The 20,477-nt window shown below is 37.7% G+C and carries 16 protein-coding genes and 2 tRNA genes; 16 read left to right on the forward strand and 2 right to left on the reverse strand.

Annotation, left to right across the window (positions count from 1 at the left end; all coding sequences use genetic code 11):
* Positions 1 to 27: 27 nt before the first annotated feature.
* The 4 genes from EJN90_RS06930 to EJN90_RS06945 all read left to right on the forward strand — a co-directional run bounded on the left by EJN90_RS06930 (position 28) and on the right by EJN90_RS06945 (position 2,770).
* Positions 28 to 1,617 (forward strand): ABC1 kinase family protein, encoded by a 1,590-nt coding sequence (locus tag EJN90_RS06930; protein WP_126109751.1) that lies wholly within the window; start codon positions 28 to 30, stop codon positions 1,615 to 1,617.
* 104 nt (positions 1,618 to 1,721) lie between these two features.
* Positions 1,722 to 1,802: transfer RNA gene (locus tag EJN90_RS06935), tRNA-Tyr, on the forward strand.
* Between the two features lie 10 nt (positions 1,803 to 1,812).
* Positions 1,813 to 1,884 (forward strand) — tRNA-Gln (locus EJN90_RS06940).
* 256 nt (positions 1,885 to 2,140) lie between these two features.
* Complete coding sequence (locus EJN90_RS06945) at positions 2,141 to 2,770, forward strand: FMN-dependent NADH-azoreductase (RefSeq protein WP_126109753.1); 630 nt, start codon at positions 2,141 to 2,143, stop codon at positions 2,768 to 2,770.
* A gap of 191 nt (positions 2,771 to 2,961) precedes the next feature.
* On the opposite strand, the gene EJN90_RS06950 is transcribed toward EJN90_RS06945, so the two are convergent.
* Positions 2,962 to 3,540, reverse strand: coding sequence for a DUF975 family protein (locus EJN90_RS06950; protein WP_126109755.1), 579 nt, complete (start codon positions 3,538 to 3,540; stop codon positions 2,962 to 2,964).
* A 161-nt stretch (positions 3,541 to 3,701) separates the two neighbouring features.
* On the opposite strand from EJN90_RS06950, the gene EJN90_RS06955 reads away from it, so the two are divergent.
* From EJN90_RS06955 to glmM, 4 genes are all read left to right on the forward strand, one after another.
* Complete coding sequence (locus EJN90_RS06955; protein ID WP_126109757.1) at positions 3,702 to 4,082, forward strand: PH domain-containing protein; 381 nt, start codon at positions 3,702 to 3,704, stop codon at positions 4,080 to 4,082.
* A gap of 205 nt (positions 4,083 to 4,287) precedes the next feature.
* Positions 4,288 to 5,139, forward strand: coding sequence for a diadenylate cyclase CdaA (cdaA, locus tag EJN90_RS06960; RefSeq protein WP_126109759.1), 852 nt, complete (start codon positions 4,288 to 4,290; stop codon positions 5,137 to 5,139).
* Complete coding sequence (locus tag EJN90_RS06965; RefSeq protein ID WP_126109761.1) at positions 5,136 to 6,176, forward strand: CdaR family protein; 1,041 nt, start codon at positions 5,136 to 5,138, stop codon at positions 6,174 to 6,176. Before cdaA ends, EJN90_RS06965 begins: the two co-directional genes overlap by 4 nt.
* Before the next feature lie 56 nt (positions 6,177 to 6,232).
* The gene (gene glmM, locus EJN90_RS06970) at positions 6,233 to 7,588 is read left to right on the forward strand and encodes a phosphoglucosamine mutase (RefSeq protein ID WP_126109763.1); all 1,356 of its coding nucleotides are present in this window, start codon (positions 6,233 to 6,235) and stop codon (positions 7,586 to 7,588) included.
* Positions 7,589 to 7,665: 77 nt separating this feature from the next.
* Here the strand turns inward: glmM and kduD are convergent, their stop codons facing one another.
* Positions 7,666 to 8,442 (reverse strand): 2-dehydro-3-deoxy-D-gluconate 5-dehydrogenase KduD, encoded by a 777-nt coding sequence (kduD, locus tag EJN90_RS06975; protein WP_174919273.1) that lies wholly within the window; start codon positions 8,440 to 8,442, stop codon positions 7,666 to 7,668.
* 184 nt (positions 8,443 to 8,626) lie between these two features.
* Between kduD and EJN90_RS06980 the strand changes: the two genes are divergently transcribed.
* The 8 genes from EJN90_RS06980 to EJN90_RS07015 all read left to right on the forward strand — a co-directional run bounded on the left by EJN90_RS06980 (position 8,627) and on the right by EJN90_RS07015 (position 20,477).
* The gene (locus EJN90_RS06980; protein ID WP_126109765.1) at positions 8,627 to 9,622 is read left to right on the forward strand and encodes a LacI family DNA-binding transcriptional regulator; all 996 of its coding nucleotides are present in this window, start codon (positions 8,627 to 8,629) and stop codon (positions 9,620 to 9,622) included.
* A 193-nt stretch (positions 9,623 to 9,815) separates the two neighbouring features.
* On the forward strand, positions 9,816 to 11,093 hold the full coding sequence (locus EJN90_RS06985; protein WP_126109767.1) for an extracellular solute-binding protein: 1,278 nt from the start codon (positions 9,816 to 9,818) through the stop codon (positions 11,091 to 11,093).
* A 90-nt stretch (positions 11,094 to 11,183) separates the two neighbouring features.
* Positions 11,184 to 12,443, forward strand: coding sequence for a sugar ABC transporter permease (locus EJN90_RS06990; RefSeq protein ID WP_126109770.1), 1,260 nt, complete (start codon positions 11,184 to 11,186; stop codon positions 12,441 to 12,443).
* Positions 12,443 to 13,291 carry a sugar ABC transporter permease gene (locus EJN90_RS06995; RefSeq protein ID WP_126109772.1) on the forward strand — a complete coding sequence of 283 codons (849 nt, stop codon included), beginning with the start codon at positions 12,443 to 12,445 and terminating at the stop codon, positions 13,289 to 13,291. Before EJN90_RS06990 ends, EJN90_RS06995 begins: the two co-directional genes overlap by 1 nt.
* A 32-nt stretch (positions 13,292 to 13,323) precedes the next feature.
* On the forward strand, positions 13,324 to 15,378 hold the full coding sequence (locus tag EJN90_RS07000) for a beta-galactosidase (RefSeq protein ID WP_126109774.1): 2,055 nt from the start codon (positions 13,324 to 13,326) through the stop codon (positions 15,376 to 15,378).
* A 343-nt stretch (positions 15,379 to 15,721) separates the two neighbouring features.
* A complete protein-coding gene (glmS, locus tag EJN90_RS07005) occupies positions 15,722 to 17,530 on the forward strand; it encodes a glutamine--fructose-6-phosphate transaminase (isomerizing) (protein WP_126109776.1) in 1,809 nt (602 codons plus the stop codon).
* 282 nt (positions 17,531 to 17,812) lie between these two features.
* Complete coding sequence (locus EJN90_RS07010; RefSeq protein WP_126109778.1) at positions 17,813 to 19,288, forward strand: class I SAM-dependent DNA methyltransferase; 1,476 nt, start codon at positions 17,813 to 17,815, stop codon at positions 19,286 to 19,288.
* Between the two features lie 34 nt (positions 19,289 to 19,322).
* Complete coding sequence (locus tag EJN90_RS07015) at positions 19,323 to 20,477, forward strand: restriction endonuclease subunit S (RefSeq protein ID WP_126109780.1); 1,155 nt, start codon at positions 19,323 to 19,325, stop codon at positions 20,475 to 20,477.

The raw sequence follows: 20,477 nt of genomic DNA on the forward strand, positions 1-20,477 counted from the left end.
TGCAGAAATGGGTAAGGGGAGAATGCTATGGCAGACGATAAACGATTACGAGAAATTGTGCGCGTATTATCTTCGTATGGACTACGGTTCGTTTACCATCACAAGATTCAAAACAAACCAGATGCTGTGGAAATTGATGCGGTAAACTTACGCCGTGCTTTTGAAAAGTTAGGACCGAGCTTTATTAAAATCGGTCAAATTTTATCGACTCGTCTGGATATTCTCCCAAAACCTTTTGTTGACGAATTGTCTCTTTTACAAGACAGGGCACCGGAATTTCCTTTTTCTGAAGTTGAGCGTATTTTTTTTGAAGAAACAGCTTTGTCTTTAGGAGAAGTCTTTTTAACTATTGACGAAAAGCCACTTGCAAGTGCGTCTGTTGCTCAAGTGCACAAAGGAACTTTGAGAACCGGAGAAGAAGTAATCTTGAAAGTGCAGCGTCCTGTTATTGATGAGTTATTGATTCGTGATTTGGATATTTTAATTCGTTTAAGCGAATGGATGCCGCCGGGAATCATTGACGTGATAGATCCTAAAGAAGCTCTTGAACAAGTAAAGGAAAATACGCTTGTGGAACTGGATTTTCGTAATGAAGCAAATATGTTGGTTGAGTTTCAAGAATTGAATAAAAATGTTGCTTGTGTGAGTGTTCCAAAAGTATACAAAGGACTCACAAAAAGACGGATACTGGTAGAGGAATACATCGAAGGCACGAAGATTACAAATCAAGAAGAGTTAGAATTGCTTGGTTATGACATGGAAGATATTAGTCAGAAGCTGATGATGTCCTATTTGAAACAAATTTTTAAAGATGGTTTTTTTCATGGAGACCCTCATCCAGGGAATTTTTTGATTAAAGATAGTAAAATTTATTTTATTGATTTTGGAATCATGGGAAGACTTTCAGATGAAAGAAGAAGGTCTTTGAACCAATTAATCGAAAGTTTAGCTAGTAAGGACATTGATTTAATGGTGAAAGTTTGTTTAGATTTAGCAACACCACGAAACCCGTTAGACAAACGTGTTCTTTATGATGATCTGGAGCATATGTTTGATGTTTACCTTAGTACCGATATGAAGAATGTTCGAATGACAGAGTTTATTACGGATTTTATTCGCATGTTCAAAAGGCACAACTTGATCATTCCAAGTGAATTAACGATTCTAGCAAAAGCACTTTCGATTCTGGAGGGTGTTTTCCAAGATTTATCGCCTGATTTGAATTTAATTCGAATCGCAAAAGATTATTTGCGCGAGAGTATGACTTTAGGAACCTTGATGGAGAGAATAAATAAAGAAAAGTTAGCTCTGCAGGGGTATGCTTTCTTAAAAGATGCCAGCGAGCTCCCCAACAACCTGACAAAGCTGCTAAAACAAATTGTTAGTGGACGTCTACGATTGAATATTGATATGGATAATCTAGACGAGAAGTGGTCAGATTTAAAGAAAATGTCAAATCGAGTGGTTATGTCGCTCATCATTGTGGGCTTATTATTGTCTTCTGCAATTATGACAGGGACAGAAAGCGGACAGTATTTAGGGCAAGCAGGGTTTATTGTTTCTGGATTATTTGGTATTTGGTTACTAATATCGATTTATCGTTCGGGAAACTTATAGCTAAACAGGATTAAAATGAGAAAAAGATTAAAAAATATCCGAGTAAGTTGAAAAAAAGAGTCATCTATTTTATTATAAATAGGTCCGAAATTTCTAGGACTTTTGGAGGGGTAGCGAAGTGGCTAAACGCGGCGGACTGTAAATCCGCTCCTTCGGGTTCGGCAGTTCGAATCTGCCCCCCTCCATTTCAGCTTTTGGGGTATAGCCAAGCGGTAAGGCAACGGACTTTGACTCCGTCATTCGTTGGTTCGAATCCAGCTACCCCAGTAAAAAAGAGAGCGTTTCTGAAAGGAAGAAACGTCTAAGAAGCACCAAGTCAGGAGATATCCTGGCTTTTTTTGTATGGATGTCTTTTTGCATACTTGTATTGTGCTGAGTACAAAAAAATATATTTATCAAGAAAACCCCTCGAATTGTAATAAAAAATTGGCAAATTAGGAATAATCTCCGTACACGCATTGTGAAACATTCGTGAATCAGGTACTATATTTTAAGTAAAGAAAAACAGAAAATGGAGGCTATTATGAAGAATATTTTAATGGTTAAAGCAAACGATCGCCCGGCAGCAGAGAGTATTTCTAGCCGCATGTTCGAAACATTCTTTGAGGAAGTAAAAGATAATGCTAATTTGAATGTAAATGTATATGACATCTATAAGGAGGATATGCCTTATATCGGGCAAGATCTATTCGGAGCATTTGGAAAAATGGCAGCAAATGAAGAGCTGAATGAAGCAGAACAAAGAGTAATTGCTGCAAACCAAAAAGCACGCGATGCTTTTAGCGAAGCAGATGTAGTAGTCATTGCATTCCCGTTATGGAATCTAACAATTCCTGCTAAATTACAAACATTTATTGACTATATTTTTGCTTCTGGGTATGCATTTAAATATGATGAAACAGGAAAAATGATTGCTTTATTACCTGATAAAAAAATCATTCTACTAAATGCTCGCGGCGGAGTGTATTCAACTATTGAAACACAAGCAATGGAGATGAGCGTAAATTATTTGCGTAATGTATTTGTTGGTATTTTCCAAAATGAAATCATCGATGAAATTATTATTGAAGGACACAACAAAGCACCTGAACAAGCGGAAACCATTATACAAGAAGGACTAGAAAAAGTAAGACAATCGGCAAAAAGACTATAGAATTAGGAAAAAAGGGGGCGGGAAAAATTCCCGGTCCCTCTCTAGTATTAACGAATAATAGTGGTGTAAACGCGCTCAAAAAGGCAGATCCGATATCCACTTCACGAATCATGCGCAGATGGACGAAGACCATCCGCGCATGATTCGTTCCAGTGATTCGGATCTAAACGCCTTTTTTCCCACTCTCTTTTTTATCTCGATAAATTTAAATAGTATTGTGCCCAAGTTGCTTTCTTGTAAGGCTCGGAGTAGAAAGCAGCAAGTCCAAAAGTAAAAGCAGCTAATATATCCCATAAGATAAATGATAAATCTAATACAAACAATTCCCATTTATAACCTTCTGTCAGGTCTTGACTGACCGCAATGGCATCTGAGATCGAAATTTCTTCATCCTCTGCTAATATGTATGGAACAAATGAATAAGCATAAGATTTCATAATACCTGGAATAATTAATAAAATTCCCCATAACGCAGCATAAAGATTAATCAAGAAGATAGCACAGATTTCTTTCAACCATTGGCGGTTCCAAAATAGACTGCTTTTTATATCTTCAAATGTATGTAACGATAAATCGATTGCAACTCGTGCTAAACCTACCGAAAAAACTAACTCCAATATGTGAAGCCAACGGAAGTGAACTTGATGCCCGAAGTCATTGCTTGTTTGTTGGTAAGAAATGAAAATTGAAATAATTGCTACAATGAGCCAAGGTAAGTAATTTATTCGAATGTTTTCTCGAGCAATGCTTTTAAAATGTTTACGGTTCATTTTTTTGCTCCTCTCTATTGCCAATCTATTTTATCACTATCGTAACAAACTAATAGTGATGTTGCTATCTAAAATTTCTTTGAAAAACTCTCTATATTTTGGGAGAAAGGATGAGCTTTGATATAATTGAATTATCATGAATAAGAAAAGAGGAACGAAAGATGTCAATGTTTGATCGATTAACAGGCAATGCTGGTAAGGTTGACAATGAAAATGCACTAAAAGTTGTTGAGGGACTGTTAACCTCAACAGAAGAAATCGTATCTACATATAAGTTAATTCGTGACTATATTATTTTTACGAATAAACGGCTGATTCTTATCGATATTCAAGGTATAGGAACAAAAAAAGAAATTCAAAGTGTGCCTTATCGCTCTATTAGCCGTTTTACAATTGAAACGGCTGGAACTGGGGATATAGATTCAGAGATTGACTTATATATTTCCAATTCACAAGATCCGGTTGTGAGCCTTGAGCTTGGCCGCAATCGCGACAACATACACGCGATTGCACGTACGTTGGCAGAAGAAATACTGGGTTAATAAGGCGGCGAATGAGTCATAGCTGTGAGTGACTCGTTCGCTTTTTTCGTTTTATAAAACCAAATAAGTGTATGTTTGTTACTGATATATTAATAAAGTATTAATAAAGTTACTATCTGAAACTTTCTCGTAGATATTGAAACATCTGAAAGAACCCTTATGATATAATATACTGGACAAAACTTGAAGGGGGTGGCTATGTGAAATGAGTTTTGATTTAGAAAATTTAATCAGCTGGCGGAACGCTGCGAATCTATTAGATATTGTGTTGGTTTGGTATCTGGTCTATAAATTAATTTTCATTTTAAAAGGAACACGTGCGATTCAATTGCTGCAAGGAGTATTGATTGTTGTTTTGATGAAGCTGATTGCGGTATTTTTGCAATTAGGGACTATTGATTGGATTATCAATCAAGTTGTTCGATGGGGAGTGGTAGCTGTTATTATCATCTTCCAGCCAGAAATTCGTCGCGGACTAGAGCATCTAGGAAAAGCAGGCTTCCGTAATCGTTCAAAAACACTTATGCGAACAGGCGAAATGTTTGTACAAGAAATTGACAAAGCGATCCAGTACATGGCCCGACGAAAAATTGGAGCACTTATTTCTGTAGAACTTAACGATTCATTAGAAGAATATGCCCGTACTGGGATAGCAGTAAACGGAAGTATATCAAATCAGTTACTCATTAATATTTTCATTCCAAATACACCATTGCATGATGGAGCCGTTATTATTCAAGATTTTAAAATTACGTCAGCAGCTAGTTACTTACCGCTGTCTGAGAATCCACTTATTTCAAAAGACTTAGGGACCCGGCATCGAGCAGCAATTGGACTGAGCGAGGTGACGGATGCTGTTACCATCATCGTATCTGAAGAAACAGGTGGAGTTAGTATTGCCCATCAAAACAAGTTGCATCGGGATATGAGCCGAGAAGACTTTGTTGCTTATTTGACAGAACAATTTGTTATTGAGGAAGAAGATGACGATGAAGACAACAAACCGAATTTACTCCAGGAATTTTTCGATAATCTGAAGTGGGGGAATTCAGAATGAATAAAAAAAAGCAAAACCTATTTGAAAATCGTTGGTTTATTCGAATCATTTCATTACTTGCCTCAATCCTCTTATTCAGTTATGTTTTTTCTGAGAACTATGGACTGACGACAACGAATCGGAATAACGCGATTAGTACAACGCGAAATGAAACTATTTCAAATCTTCCAATTCAAGTAAACATGGACACAGATCGCTATTTTATTTCTGGTTTGCCGGAGACAGTTGTTTTAAGTTTATCTGGACCGGAAAGTGTTATTGTACAAACTCTTTCTGCAAATGATTTTTCGATTGTTACAGAGGACTTGAATCTATTAGGTTCTGGCAGGCATACAATTGAAATAAAAGTGGTAAATTTATCAGATGAATTGAATTATCAGATAACTCCTTCACGAGTAAATGTAGAAATTGAAGAGAAAGTTTCGATAGAGAGTCCCGTTGAAGTATCATTTGATACATCACTCGTAGATGAAGAATATGTTTCGGGGGAAGCTGTTTTAAACGATGATACGGTTATCGTAACAGGTCCTTCTTCGACAATTGATCGAATCGAACGGATTTATGTAAAAGTTCCTACCGATATAAACTTGACAAGTGATGTTGATATAACTACTGTTGTTCAAGTAGAGGATGGAAATGGCAACAAGTTAAATGTTTCTGTTGAGCCACAAGAAATTGATGTAAAAATCCCCATAGAACCATATCAGAAAAAAGTTCCGTTGAAAGTCACGCAGACAGGAACTCCTGCATCAGGGCGGACATACGAATTAAGCGTTATTGGGGATGGAGAAGTAGATTTAATCGGTAATCGAAATTTGTTAGCAGAGGTGGATGAAGTACCGATCGAAATAGATATCAGCAATATTCGTACGGATACAGTTGTTACCGTACCGATCACATCGCCGCTTCCAACTGTTACCGTTTCACCGATTGAGGTTCAAGTAAATGTAAAAGTAGAAACCACGCAGACAGAATCTGCAGCGAATCGATCATCAACGAGTGTTCAAACCATCAATAAAAAAGAAGAAGACGATTGATAATCATAGCTAATAAGAAACTACGATACTATTTGAAATAAAGGAGATTATAAAGAATGGGTAAGTATTTTGGAACTGATGGAGTAAGAGGACAGGCAAATAGTGAACTTACGCCTGAATTGGCATTTAAATTAGGACGTTATGGCGGACATGTTTTAAAAGAACATGCACCAGAGATTGAAAAGCCTCTTGTGTTAGTAGCTCGTGATACACGTATTTCTGGACAATTATTAGAGCACGCACTTGTTGCGGGTCTGCTTTCAGTTGGGATTGAAGTGTTGCAGTTAGGTGTTATCACAACTCCTGGGGTAGCGTATTTAACACGCATCCAAGGGGCAGTAGCAGGAGTCATGATTTCAGCTTCTCATAATCCGGCAGAGGATAACGGAATAAAATTCTTCGGTGCAGACGGCTTTAAATTATCTGACGATCAAGAATTGGAAATTGAAGCATACTTGGATCAAGAAGAAGACAATCTTCCGCGTCCTTCCTCAGACGGCCTAGGAACAGTTGATGAATATAACGAAGGAATTCTTAAATATATTCAATATTTACAAACAACAATTTCAAATGATCTTTCTGGTCTAACAGTTTGTTTAGATGGAGCGAATGGAGCAGCTTCACCAATTGTGAACCGATTGTTTGCGGATTTGGAAACAGATTTTTATACAATGGGTACAAAACCGAATGGCATTAATATCAATGATGGTGTAGGATCCACTCATCCAGAACAATTGCAGGAATTTGTTCGTGAAAAAGGGGCAGACATCGGGGTTGCTTTTGATGGCGACGGAGATCGTTGTATCGCTGTAGATGAAAACGGAGAAATCGTAGATGGAGACAAAATTATGTACATCTGCGGTAAATACTTAAAATCAAAGAGTGAGCTGAATAAAAATACAATTGTATCAACTGTAATGAGTAACCTTGGTTTCCACAAGGCTGTGGAAGCAGAAGATATGGTTGCACTAAAGACACAAGTTGGAGACCGTTATGTTGTTGAAGAAATGCGTAAAAATGGCTATAACTTTGGTGGGGAGCAATCTGGACATGTTGTATTTTTAGATTACAACACAACAGGAGATGGCTTGCTGACTGCGATTCAATTGATGCATGTGATGAAAGCAACCGGTAAAAAATTATCTGAACTTGCTTCAGAAGTTACCATTTATCCTCAAGAGCTGGTGAACATACGTGTAACAAATAAAAACGGTGTAATGGATATTCCAGCAGTAAAAGAAGTGATTGAACAAGTAGAAGCCGATATGGGTGGAAATGGACGAATTCTAGTAAGACCAAGCGGAACAGAGCCATTACTACGTATCATGGCAGAAGCTGAAACAGACGAAAAAACACATGAATATGTAACACGTATCGCGGATGTTGTTCGTAGTGAAATTGGAATAGATTAATCTAGATATGTAAAAGCTAGACAGTAACTTTTAAAGGTTATTGCCTAGCTTTTTTTAGATCCAGTATCGATTAACAATCAGTTACTCAGCCAACCACCATCGACTGGTAAGACATGTCCTGTTACATAATCTGAAGCATGACTTGCTAAAAAGACAACGGTTCCCATCAAATCAATTGGATCTGCCCAACGTCCTGCCGGAATACGTGAAGTAATCTCGTCTTTTCTTTCATCATCTTCAAGAATCGGTTCAGTATTTTCTGTACGAACATAGCCAGGCGCAATGGCATTCACTTGGACATTGTGCTCACTAAGTTCATTTGCAAAAGCTTTGGTTAAGCCGACAACGCCATGCTTGCTTGCTGCATAAGGAGGTACAAATTTTCCGCCTTGGAAAGATAACATTGAAGCAACATTAATAATTTTCCCGCTTTTTTGTACTGCGAAATATTTTGCAGCTTCTTGACTCAGTTTAAAGACTGAATTAAGGTTTACATCCATGACATCGTTCCAATCTTTCTCACTGTATTCCAAAAGAGGTGTGCGCCGAATCGTTCCTGCATTATTTACTAGAATATCGATATGACCAAATGCTTTAATCGCACCATCAACAATTCTTTTTTCTGCTTCCTTTTCGGTCAAGTCGATTCGCAAAAATTCAATCTTACATCCGCAAGCTTCCACCATTTCAATGGTTTCTTCCAATTCACCTGAACGAGCTGTCGCAAAGATATCTGCTCCTGCTTTTGTAAGTGCCAGCACATAACCTTGACCAATTCCTTTGTTCCCGCCTGTTACAATCGCTACTTTTCCTTTTAAATTAAAAAATTCCATCGAGAAATCTTGAATATCCACACTATTTCCTCCTTACTTATTGCTGGTACATCTGTATCGTCCCCTTTATGCCAACTATATCAAAAAAATAGAGAATAAGTGAGGAAAAAGTCTTTTCAGAATAAAAATAGGATTTGACTCCTGAAATTAAAACCGCTATCATTAAGTAAAATGTTTTACTTAGATAACAGAAGTAGGTGAGGAAATGGCGACTATTCACGACGTTGCTAAAGATTCCGGTTATTCAATCGCAACTGTTTCCCGCGTATTAAATAACGATCCGAGTCTTTCAGTAACAGAAGAAACAAGAAGTAAAATTCATGATTCGGCATTAAAAGTAGGATATCAAAAAAAAGTTTTGAAACCATTAATAAAAAATGTTGCTTTTTTATACTGGATAACAGAAAAAGATGAATTAAAAGATGTTTATTTTCGTGGCATGCGATTAGAACTTGAGAAGCAGGCACTAGAGAATAATATTGAATTAAAGATGTATACAATGGAAGAGGGAATCGAGAAAGTTCCTACCACGATTCGTGGATTTATAGCAGTTGGAGCGTTCACTAAAAAAGAATTAACCCATCTTCATACAATTACTGAAAATGGTGTTTTTCTGGATACATCACCAGATTCTATTTACTACGATTCCGTTCGGCCTGATTTAGATGAGATGACTGAGACAGCCATTAATTTCTTTACATCAAAAGGACACAAAAACATTGGTTTCATCGGTGGAACGTTCCACGACCGAAATGACGATACAGAGAAAATGGACTTTCGTGAGAGGCAATTTCGCTTTTATATGAATGAAATTGGTTTACTAAAAGAAGAATATATTTTTGTTCAAAGAGGCTTTTCTTTTAATACGGGGATTGAATTGATGGAGAAGGCAATCAATACGCTAGGCGATCAATTGCCATCAGCCTTCTTTATCGCCGCAGATCCGATTGCAATTGGCTGCTTACAAGTATTAAATGAGAAAGGTATTCTTATCCCGAATCAAGTCAGTATCATTAGCATCAACAACTTGAACATGACGAAGTATTTATCACCACCACTTACAACATTTGATATTGACATGAAAGAAATGGTGAAAAATGGCATACAAATGCTAAAAGAACAGATTCTGGAAAATCGAAAAGTTCGCAAGAAGCTATTTATTGAAGCAGAACTGATTAAGCGGAAGACAACAGAAGAATAAAGTTATAAATAAGAGAGTTTCAGCGCATTTATTGTTTGCTGAGACTCTTTTTTTAACGGTTAGTAAAATATTTTATCTAAAAGAGTTAAATGTATTATTTACTTTTACTATTTTCAGTGATATACTTCTTTTATAAAACGTTTTCAAAAGGTAGGAAAGTAGGAAAGTAGGAAAGTAGAAAAGGAGAATGAACATGGTTAATAAGAAAAAAATATTCAGTGTATTTGGCGGTATCGCTCTTACTTTAGCATTGACAGCGTGTGGTCCTGGAGAAAGTGATGCAAGTGATGCCGATCAAACTGCTAATGAAGGGACTACAAAATTAGTAGTTTGGGAAGATATAGACAAATCTATCGGAATTGAAGAAGCAGTAAAAAAATTCGAAGAACTACATAATGTAAGCGTTGAAGTGATTGAAAAGGAATACGCCAATCAAATTGAAGACTTACGTTTGGATGGACCTGGTGGAACTGGTCCGGATGTTTTAACGATTCCAGCAGACCAAATTGGAACTGCTGTGACAGAAGGGTTGCTTCGTGAACTGCAAGTGGATGAGTCAGTAACATCTATTTATTCTGAAGCTTCTATGCAGTCTCAACAGGTAGATGGAAAAGTTTATGGTTTACCAAAAGCAGTTGAAACAACAGTTCTTTACTATAATAAAGATATTATTGCTGAAGAGGATTTACCTGAAACGTTAGACGAATGGTTCGCCTATTCACAAGAAGTAACAGATGGAACGAACTTTGGTTTTCTAGCTTTGTGGGATCAGATTTATTATGCAAACAGCGTGTTCTCAGGCTACGGCAGTTATGTTTTTGGTCAAGATGCTGATGGTAATTATGATGTAACGGATATTGGTTTAAACAATGCTGGAGCAGTTGAAGCTGCAGAAACCATCCAAAAATTCTACTCAGAGGGTGTTTTTCCATCTGGAATTATCGGTGAACAGGGCATCAATGTTTTAGACTCTCTATTCCTTGAAGGGAAAGCAGCAGCTATTGTTTCGGGACCTTGGAACGTAGAGCCATTTACTTCAGCGGGAGTAAACTTTGGTGTTAAAACTTTACCAACGCTACCTAACGGCGAGCCAATGAGTTCGTTTATCGGAGTGAAATCATACAATGTTAGTTCATATTCAAAAAATGCTGAACTAGCTCAAGAATTTGTTGAATTTATCTCCAATGAGGACAACTCACGTAGCCGTTATGAATTAACTCAGGAAGTTCCAGCTGTAACATCTCTAGCAGACGATCCAGTTATTGTGGAAAATGAAGTAGCTCAAGCTGTTGCGGAACAATCCATTGTTTCTGTTTTAACACCAAACGTCCCAGAAATGAATGAGGTTTGGTTGCCAGTCGACTCTGCTCTACAAACAATTGCAACGGGACAAGCTGATCCACAAACTGCATTAGACCAAGCAGTGGAACAAATTAAAGGACAAATTGAAGCGAACCACGGCGGCCAGTAGCGAGCTGACCGGTAAAAAAATAGGTGTCAACTGATAAAGCAGTTGGCACCTTTTCAATAAAAAGCTACACAGCTACAGGAGGATAGTATCATGCAACATAGACAAAAAGCAGCACTCTTATCAATTATTCCTGGAATTGGACAATTTTATAACAAGCAAAAGGCAAAAGGTTTGCTATTTTTAGGATTATTTATTGCTTTTTTTATTGTTTTTGCAGATTTATTGAACATGGGATTATGGGGAATTGTGACATTAGGGACAGAGGTTCCGCGTGATAATTCTGTATTCTTATTAGCAGAAGGTATTATTGCGATTCTCGTTATTGCATTTGGAATCGGCTTTTATTACTTAAATATTAAAGATGCTTATCGTAATGGTGAAAAAAGAGACAAAGGTATGGCCTTAGATACTTTAAAAGATCGATACCACAACTTGATTGAACAAGGTTATCCTTACCTTATTAGTGGACCATCACTGTTATTGTTAATATTTTCAGTTGTCTTTCCAATTTTATTCAGTTTTTCATTAGCATTTACTAACTATGACCTTTATCATTCTCCGCCGGCCAACTTGTTTAGCTGGGTTGGTTTGGAGACTTTCGGAAAAATATTTACAGTTGATATTTGGCGCTCAACCTTTTTCGATGTATTAGGTTGGACAGTCATTTGGACGTTAATTGCTTCAACCTTACAAGTTGGTTTAGGTATTTTTCTAGCAGTTCTAGTTGACCAAAAAGACATAAAATTCAAGCGTGTTATTCGAACGATCCTTGTGTTACCTTGGGCGGTTCCTGGTTTTGTTACGATTTTGATTTTTGCAGGTTTGTTTAACGACAGTTTTGGTGCGATTAATAATGATATTCTTAGTTTCATTGGAATGAGTCCCATACCTTGGATGACCAATGCTAGTTGGACACGAATTGCTTTGCTATTAATGCAAGGCTGGTTAGGTTTCCCTTATGTCTTTATTGTAACGACTGGAGTCTTGCAGTCGATACCTGAAGATTTATATGAAGCTGCAACCATTGATGGAGCGACCGCTCTTGATAAGTTCCGTCGTATCACTTTTCCATTGATTCTGACGGCTATGGCACCAATTATTATTACTCAGTACACCTTTAACTTTAATAACTTTAATATTATTTATCTCTTCAACGGCGGTGGACCTGCTGTTCCAGGCTCAACGGCTGGCGGAACCGATATCTTGGTTTCTTGGATTTACAAATTAACCATGCAATCCAGCCAATACTCATTAGCAGCAGCTTTGACTATACTGCTTTCCGTATTCGTTATCGGAATTGCACTATGGCAGTTTAGAAGAACAAATTCGTTTAAAGGAAGTGATTCATAATGGTCACGTCAAAGAAAAGTCGGTTTACCCGCTTATTTGTTACTTATCTTATTTTGATTATTGTTATGATAGCGATTATCTACCCACTGCTTTGGACAGTCGGTGCAAGTTTTAATCCGGGGAATAGTTTAGTTAGTACAACTATGTTTCCAGAAAACCCAACATTCGAGCATTATAAAGCACTATTTTCAGGTGAAGGGAACCTACAATATGTGCAATGGTATAAAAACTCTATTAAGGTCAGCATTTTTACAATGATAGGAACTTTAGTGAGCGTATCCTTTACCGCATATGCCTTTTCTCGTTTTCGTTTTAAGGGAAGAAAGAATGGGTTAACCTTATTCTTACTCTTACAAATGATTCCACAGTTTTCTGCCTTAGTAGCGCTGTATGTGCTAGCACAGATGCTTGGTATGATGAACAGTCACTGGTTGTTAATCATGTTATATATCGGTGGGCAAATTCCGATGAATACCTACTTGATGAAAGGTTATATGGATTCCATTTCGATGGAATTAGATGAGAGTGCCCGCATTGATGGAGCAAGTAATACAAGGATTTTCTTCCAAATTATTATGCCTTTATCTAGACCTATGTTAGCAGTAGTAGCTATGAATGGTTTTACAGGGCCTTTGGGAGACTTCATTCTTTCATCAACTATTTTACGATCAGCAGAATACTATACCTTGCCAATCGGTTTGTATAACTTGGTCAACCAAGTGCAAGGAGCTAGTTACACGAAATTTGCAGCAGGAGCTATCTTAATTAGTATTCCTGTAGCATTTATATTCTTATTGCTTCAAAAGAACTTTGTTTCTGGACTAACGTCTGGAGGAACAAAGGGCTAATAATGTAATTGACAGAAAGGACATTGAATAACATGGAAAAAAAGTATCAAACATCTGCTAATTTTTTACTTCACGGAGGAGACTATAACCCTGATCAATGGTTGGATTACCCAGAAGTCTTGGCGCAAGATATTGAATTGATGAAAGAAGCGAATGCCAATGCTTTTTCAATTGGTATGTTTGCTTGGGCTAGTTTAGAACCCGAAGAGGGGGTTTATAACTTCGAATGGTTGGATGACATTATTAATAATATTGCTTCAATTGGTGGTAAAGTCTTACTTTCAACACCAAGTGGTGCTCGTCCGGCATGGATGTCACAAAAATATCCGGAAGTATTGCGTGTGAATGCTAGTCGCCAAAAGTTACTGCATGGTGCTCGCCATAACCACTGTTTTTCTTCGCCAGTCTACCGCGAGAAAACTCAAAAAATCAACCGTCTGTTAGCAGAGCGCTACGGTGATAATCCAGCTATTGTTATGTGGCATGTTTCTAATGAGTACGGTGGCGAATGTCATTGTGACTACTGTCAGCAGGCATTCCGTAGTTGGTTGAAAGACCGTTATAATAATAATTTGGATGAATTGAACCATGCTTGGTGGGGACCATTTTGGAGTCATACGATTACAGATTGGACACAAATCGAATCGCCATCTCCCATTGGCGAAGACGCTGTTCATGGTATGAACTTGGACTGGAGACGTTTTGTTAGTGATCAAACGATCGATTTCTATAAAAATGAAATCGCACCCCTGAGAGAATTAACACCGGGAATTCCAATTACAACTAACTTTATGGCGGACGGCAACGACTTAATTCCATTCCAAGGTTTGGATTACAGTAAGTTTGCTAAGGAAGTTGACGTGATGAGTTGGGATGCTTATCCAGCATGGCATAATGATTGGGATACAACGGCTGACTTAGCAATGAAGGTTGCTTTTGTAGATGATCTTTATCGCTCGTTGAAAGACCAACCATTCTTATTATTAGAATCAACACCAAGCGGGGTTAACTGGCATAACGTCAATAAGGCTAAGCGTCCAGGCATGCATTATTTATCAGCCATGCAGATGCTTGCTCATGGATCAGACAGTATTATGTATTTCCAGTGGCGTAAATCACGTGGTTCATCTGAGAAATTCCACGGAGCTGTTGTCGATCACGATGGTTCGACTGATAACCGCGTCTTCCAAGATGTTAAAGAGGTTGGTCAAGCTTTGAAGGATATGCCTGCTATTGCCGGTTCGATGCGCCAATCAGAAGTAGCTTTTGTATACGATTGGGAAAACCACTGGGCGTTAGGAGATGCACAAGGATACGGCCTGCAAACAAAGCGTTACCCACAAACAGTACAAGAACATTATCGCGCTTTTTGGGAGAATGATATACCGGTTGACGTTATTACAAAAGAACAAGATTTTTCTGCCTACAAACTATTAGTCGTACCAATGCTCTACATGATGAGTGAAGAGACAATCAGTCGCCTGAAAGCATTTGTTCAAGCAGGTGGAAAACTGGTAACGACTTATATTAGTGGCATCGTGAATGAGCACGATTTAACGTATCTAGGTGGCTGGCCGAAAGACTTACAGGAAGTTTTTGGTGTCCAACCACTTGAAACAGATACATTCTATCCAAGTGATCGTAACCAATTGGCGTATCAAGGTAAGCATTATGAAATTACCGATTATGCAACGGTCCTATCTGTCGATTCTGCAGACGTATTAGCTCACTATGAAGCTGATTTCTATAAAGGCACACCAGCTGTGACGAAAAACCAATTTGGTGAAGGAACAGCTTATTATATTGGTGCTCGTATGGAGGCAGACTTCCAACGCGATTTCTATGCAGACCTGATTGAAGAATTAGAATTGAAGGCCGTTCTATCTGTTGATCATGGACGCGGCGTTTCTGTTCAATCTCGTCAAATTTCGGAAGATACTCACTATGTTTTTATTATGAATTTCACGGAAGAAGAGCAAACCATTACTGTTCAAGAATTGGTCACAGATGTTCGAACGAAAGAAGAACTATTGGGCGATATGACGTTGGCACCATACGAGGCGCGCGTTGTCGCTTATAAAGGATAAGAAATAGGAGAAGAGTAGTAAGAGGAAATCCTCTCGCTACTTTTCTTTTTTTTCATAAGATTTTCATAGATTGTTGACTAATTGACTGCATTTAGGATATAATTCACAGTGCTTCTGGAAAATAGATAAGAAAAAGGAGGATCGTTGGTTTAATAATGGATAGCGCCAGGCTCAGTAAAAACTGAGTGACGAGGATTGGGTTTATCGAAAGTTTCGGCGGGTAGCCCAAGGTTTGTGTAGTCTACAGAATGTCATTTAAAAGAGATCGCATAAGGTGCCTTCTTACAAAGATGCATTCCCACACCCAGAAGAAAAATCGAATAGAAAATGAGGTTTTTTTGTTATGTGTGGAATTGTTGGATATATCGGTCAAGGAGCCGTTCAAAATGCGTTAGTTAATGGATTAGAAAAATTAGAGTACCGTGGTTATGATTCAGCTGGGATTTATGTGGTAGATCCAGCAGGAAACGGCCATTTATTTAAAGAAAAAGGCCGTATTGCGGCTTTGTCAGAACAAGTGGATTTTGAGATTGAAGCAAGTGTGGGAATTGGTCATACACGTTGGGCAACGCATGGTGTCCCAAGTGTGGACAATGCTCACCCTCATCAATCAGCTAATAACCGGTTTACATTAGTTCATAACGGTGTCATTGAAAACTTCCGTGAGCTGAAAGAGAATTATTTATCTGATGTTCATTTGTATGGGGAAACCGATACGGAAATTGTTGTCAATGTTATTGCAGCAATGGCTGAAAAAGAAGGATTAGGGGCTAAAGAAGCCTTGCAAAAAACCTTGCAAGTTGTTAAAGGGTCTTATGCCTTTGCGATGATTGATGCAGAAGACCCAAGTGTTCTGTATGCAGCTAAAAATAAAAGCCCATTGTTGATCGGCTTAGGTGACGACTTTAATATGGTTGTCAGTGACGCCATGGCAGGTGTGCAACTAACGAACGAATATATTGAGATTCATGATGGCGAAATTGTGATGCTAACTAAAAATGAGGTTTTAATTGAAACACTCACTGGTGAAGTGATTGAGCGTGCCTCTTATCGTGCAACAGTGGATGCGTCTGATTTAGAAAAAGGAACGTACCCTTACTATATGTTGAAGGAGATTGACGAGCAGCCAGCTGTTTTACGTCATATCATTCAAGAGTACCAAGGAGAAGACAACCAATTAGAAGTGGATGAAGCGTTATTGGCTGCCATGATGGAAGCCGATCGGATTCATATTGTCGCTTGTGGAACAAGTTATCATGCGGGTTGGATTGGTAAGCATTATTTGGAAACATTGGCTAAAATACCAACGGAAGTTCACATTGCAAGTGAGTTTTCATACAATCAGCCTTTATTGACAGGCAAGCCATTCTTTATTTTTATCTCTCAATCTGGCGAAACAGCAGACAGCCGCCAAGTGTTAGTTAAAGTAAAAGAACTCGGTTACCCAGCATTAACGATTACAAATGTCCAAGGGTCAACTTTGTCGCGCGAAGCAGACCATACCTTATTACTTTATGCAGGCCCAGAAATCGCTGTAGCCTCATCAAAAGCCTATACCGCTCAAATGACTGTTATGGCGATATTAGCTGATGTGTTGGGCCGCCAAAAAGGCCACGACAGCCAGTGGGACTTAGCTCACGAATTAGGACTAGTCGCAAGAGCGATGGATACTGTCATTGATGAAAAAGCGCAATTAGAGGAACTCGCTCAAGCTTACTTTACAGATACAAGAAATGCCTTTTACATCGGACGTGGCCTTGACTACTATGTGGCAATGGAAGCAGCTCTAAAACTAAAAGAAATTTCTTATATCCAAACAGAAGGATTCGCTGCCGGCGAATTGAAGCATGGTACCATTGCCCTAATCGAAGAAGGCACACCAGTCTTAGCTTTGGTGACGCAAGCAAGTAATGCCAGCCACACTCGCGGTAATGTTGAGGAAGTACGCTCTCGCGGAGCTAATACGTGTGTGATTGCCATGGAAGGATTGGAACAAGAAGGCGACCAGTTTATCTTGCCGCATGTCCATGAAGAACTTGCACCACTTGTCGCAGTTGTCCCTACTCAATTACTAGCTTACTATGCAACCTTGCAAAGAGGCTATGACGTTGATAAGCCAAGAAACTTAGCGAAATCAGTAACCGTGGAATAAGATTTTATAATAAAATTTTATTTAAATAAAATCACTTCAATTAAAAATAAGTTGTACTATTTCACCCCTTTGGATTAAACTAATTCAAAGGGGTGTTTTTATGTTTAAAAGAAATAGAGCCTCTGAAATGATAAACGGGATTGTAGAAAGATGAAAGTCAGTTAATCTTTCAGACTATATAAACCAAATGAATAAAAAAGAATATATTGTTATTTTTAATTTTTTATAATACAAAATTGATATAATAGAGATAGATTATGCATGGCTACAGGAGGAAACAACATGGCAACAGCGAACTTAGGTTTTGAAGAAAAGTTATGGAAAATGGCAGATAAATTACGAGGATCAATGGATTCTGGTGAATATAAAAATGTGGTATTAGGCTTATTATTTTTAAAATATGTATCTGATGCCTTTGAAGAAAAATATGCGGAGTTAAAAGCAGATGAATGGGCAGACGAAGAAGACCGTGATGAATATGTTGCGGAGAATATCTTCTTTGTACCAAAAGAAGCGCGTTGGTCATTTATTAAAGACAATGCAAAGAAACCCGAAGTCGGTCAGTTAATTGATGCAGCAATGGTTGCAATTGAAAAAGAAAATCCATCATTAGTGGGCGTATTACCTAAATCCTTTGCACGCCCAGAATTAGATAAAACACGTCTTGGTGAAACAATCGACTTGTTCTCATTCAAAGTCGGTGATGAAGAGAGCCGTGAAAAAGATGTTATCGGTCGTGTTTACGAATATTTCTTAAGTAACTTTGCAAGCGCAGAAGGCAAAAATGGTGGCGAGTTCTACACACCATCTTCAGTCGTTCGCTTACTAGTTGAAATGCTAGAACCATACAAAGGCCGTGTATATGACCCTGCATGTGGCTCTGGTGGTATGTTCGTACAATCTTCTAAATTCATTAAAGAACATCAAGGTCGTATTGATAATTTATCTGTATACGGTCAAGAATCTAATCCAACAACATGGAAGCTTTGTAAGATGAACTTAGCGATCCGTGGCATTGATGGTAATATTGGGCCCCATAATGCAGATACGTTTTTAAACGATTTACATAAAGGCTTAAAAGCAGATTATATTATAGCTAATCCACCATTCAATATTAAAGATTGGGGTGGCGATAAGCTACAAGATGATGTGCGTTGGCAATACGGTATTCCTCCAGAAGGCAATGCCAACTATGCTTGGATTCAGCATATGATTTCAAAATTAGCACCAGCAGGAACAGCTGGTTTTGTATTAGCGAATGGCTCAATGTCATCTAATACAGGTGGTGAAGGCGAAATTCGTAAAAACTTAATTGAAAATGACTTAGTTGAATGTATTGTGACACTACCAGGTCAGCTATTTTATTCAACGCAAATTCCTGTATGTTTATGGTTCGTCTCGAAAAATAAAATGAAGACAGGTAAACGTGAACGAAATAATAAAATTCTCTTTATTGATGCGCGTAATTTAGGAGTTATGGCAACGCGTACTTTAAAAGAATTTAATGATGAAGATATTCAAAAAGTTGCCGATACCTTCCATGCATGGCGTGGTAAGAATGAGCAAGAATATACAGATGAATTAGGTTTTTGTAAAGAAGCAACAATTGAAGAGGTGCGTGAAAACGACCATATTTTAACACCAGGACGTTATGTAGGTTTAGCCGAACAAGAAGATGATGGTGAACCATTCGAAGAAAAAATGACCCGTTTAACAAGAGAGTTATCAGAGCAGTTTGCGCAATCGAAAGAGTTATAAGAACAGATTCGTAAAGCGTTAGGTGGTATTGGATATGGAGTTTAATAAAATTGTAAGATTAAAAGATATTGCTGAAGTTGAAATGGGACAATCACCTAAATCAGAATTTTATAATGAACAAGAGGGGACGCCATTTTTGCAAGGAACAAGAACTTTTGGATTACTATATCCTATTATTGATACTTATACAACAAAAGTAACCAAATGGGCTATGGAAGGTGATATTTTATTCAGTGTTAGAGCACCTGTAGGAAACATAAATATTGCTACCAAACCTTTATGTATCGGACGGGGATTAGCAGCTGTTCGTTCAAAAACAAATAATCAGAAATTCTTATTTTATTTATTAAAGGCTTTTAATAATTATGAAGGTCATTCGACCGGTACAATATTTAGTTCAATAAATAAAAGTACATTAGAAAATTTAGAATTCGCTATTCCAGAAGAAAACATACAAAGTTCGATAGGTGATTTCTTATGGTCAATTGATGAAAAAATCGAATTAAATAACAATATTATATCCAATCTCGAAAAACTCTCTCAAACCCTTTTCAAACAGTGGTTCATCGACTTTGAATTTCCAAATGAAGAAGGAAAACCGTACAAATCAAGTGGTGGAGAAATGGTGGAAAGTGATTTAGGGGAGATACCTAAAAAATGGTGCTCTAAAAAATTTAATAGTATTATGAAAATCTCTAGTGGTAAGCGTCCAAAGATAAAAGCGGATAATTATAGCTTTGAGAATTCAATACCGATAATAGGAGCCAGTAAAATAATGGGATATACTAGAGACACGCTATTTGACTCTCCAATATTAGTTATAGGTAGAGTAGGTACACATGGTGTAGTTCAAAAAATAGTAGATAGATGTTGGCCTTCTGATAATACTTTAGTTATTCAAAGTGAATTTTATAACTTTGTTTTTGAATTTTTAAAGGTAATTGATTATAAGTCTTTGAATCGAGGGTCAACGCAGCCATTAATAACTCAAACAGATATAAAAAATCAAACCATTATTGTTCCTGAAGATCTAACTATAATAGAAAAATTCGAAAAAATCTTAATGCCGTTATTAAATAAACAATTCTTACTATTAAAAGAAAATGAGAATTTAACTCAACTCCGTGATACACTCCTACCAAGGCTACTTTCAGGTGAAATCGAAATCCCTGATGAATTGGAGGTGTAA

Source organism: Jeotgalibaca ciconiae, assembly GCF_003955755.1.
GTDB lineage: Bacteria > Bacillota > Bacilli > Lactobacillales > Aerococcaceae > Jeotgalibaca > Jeotgalibaca ciconiae.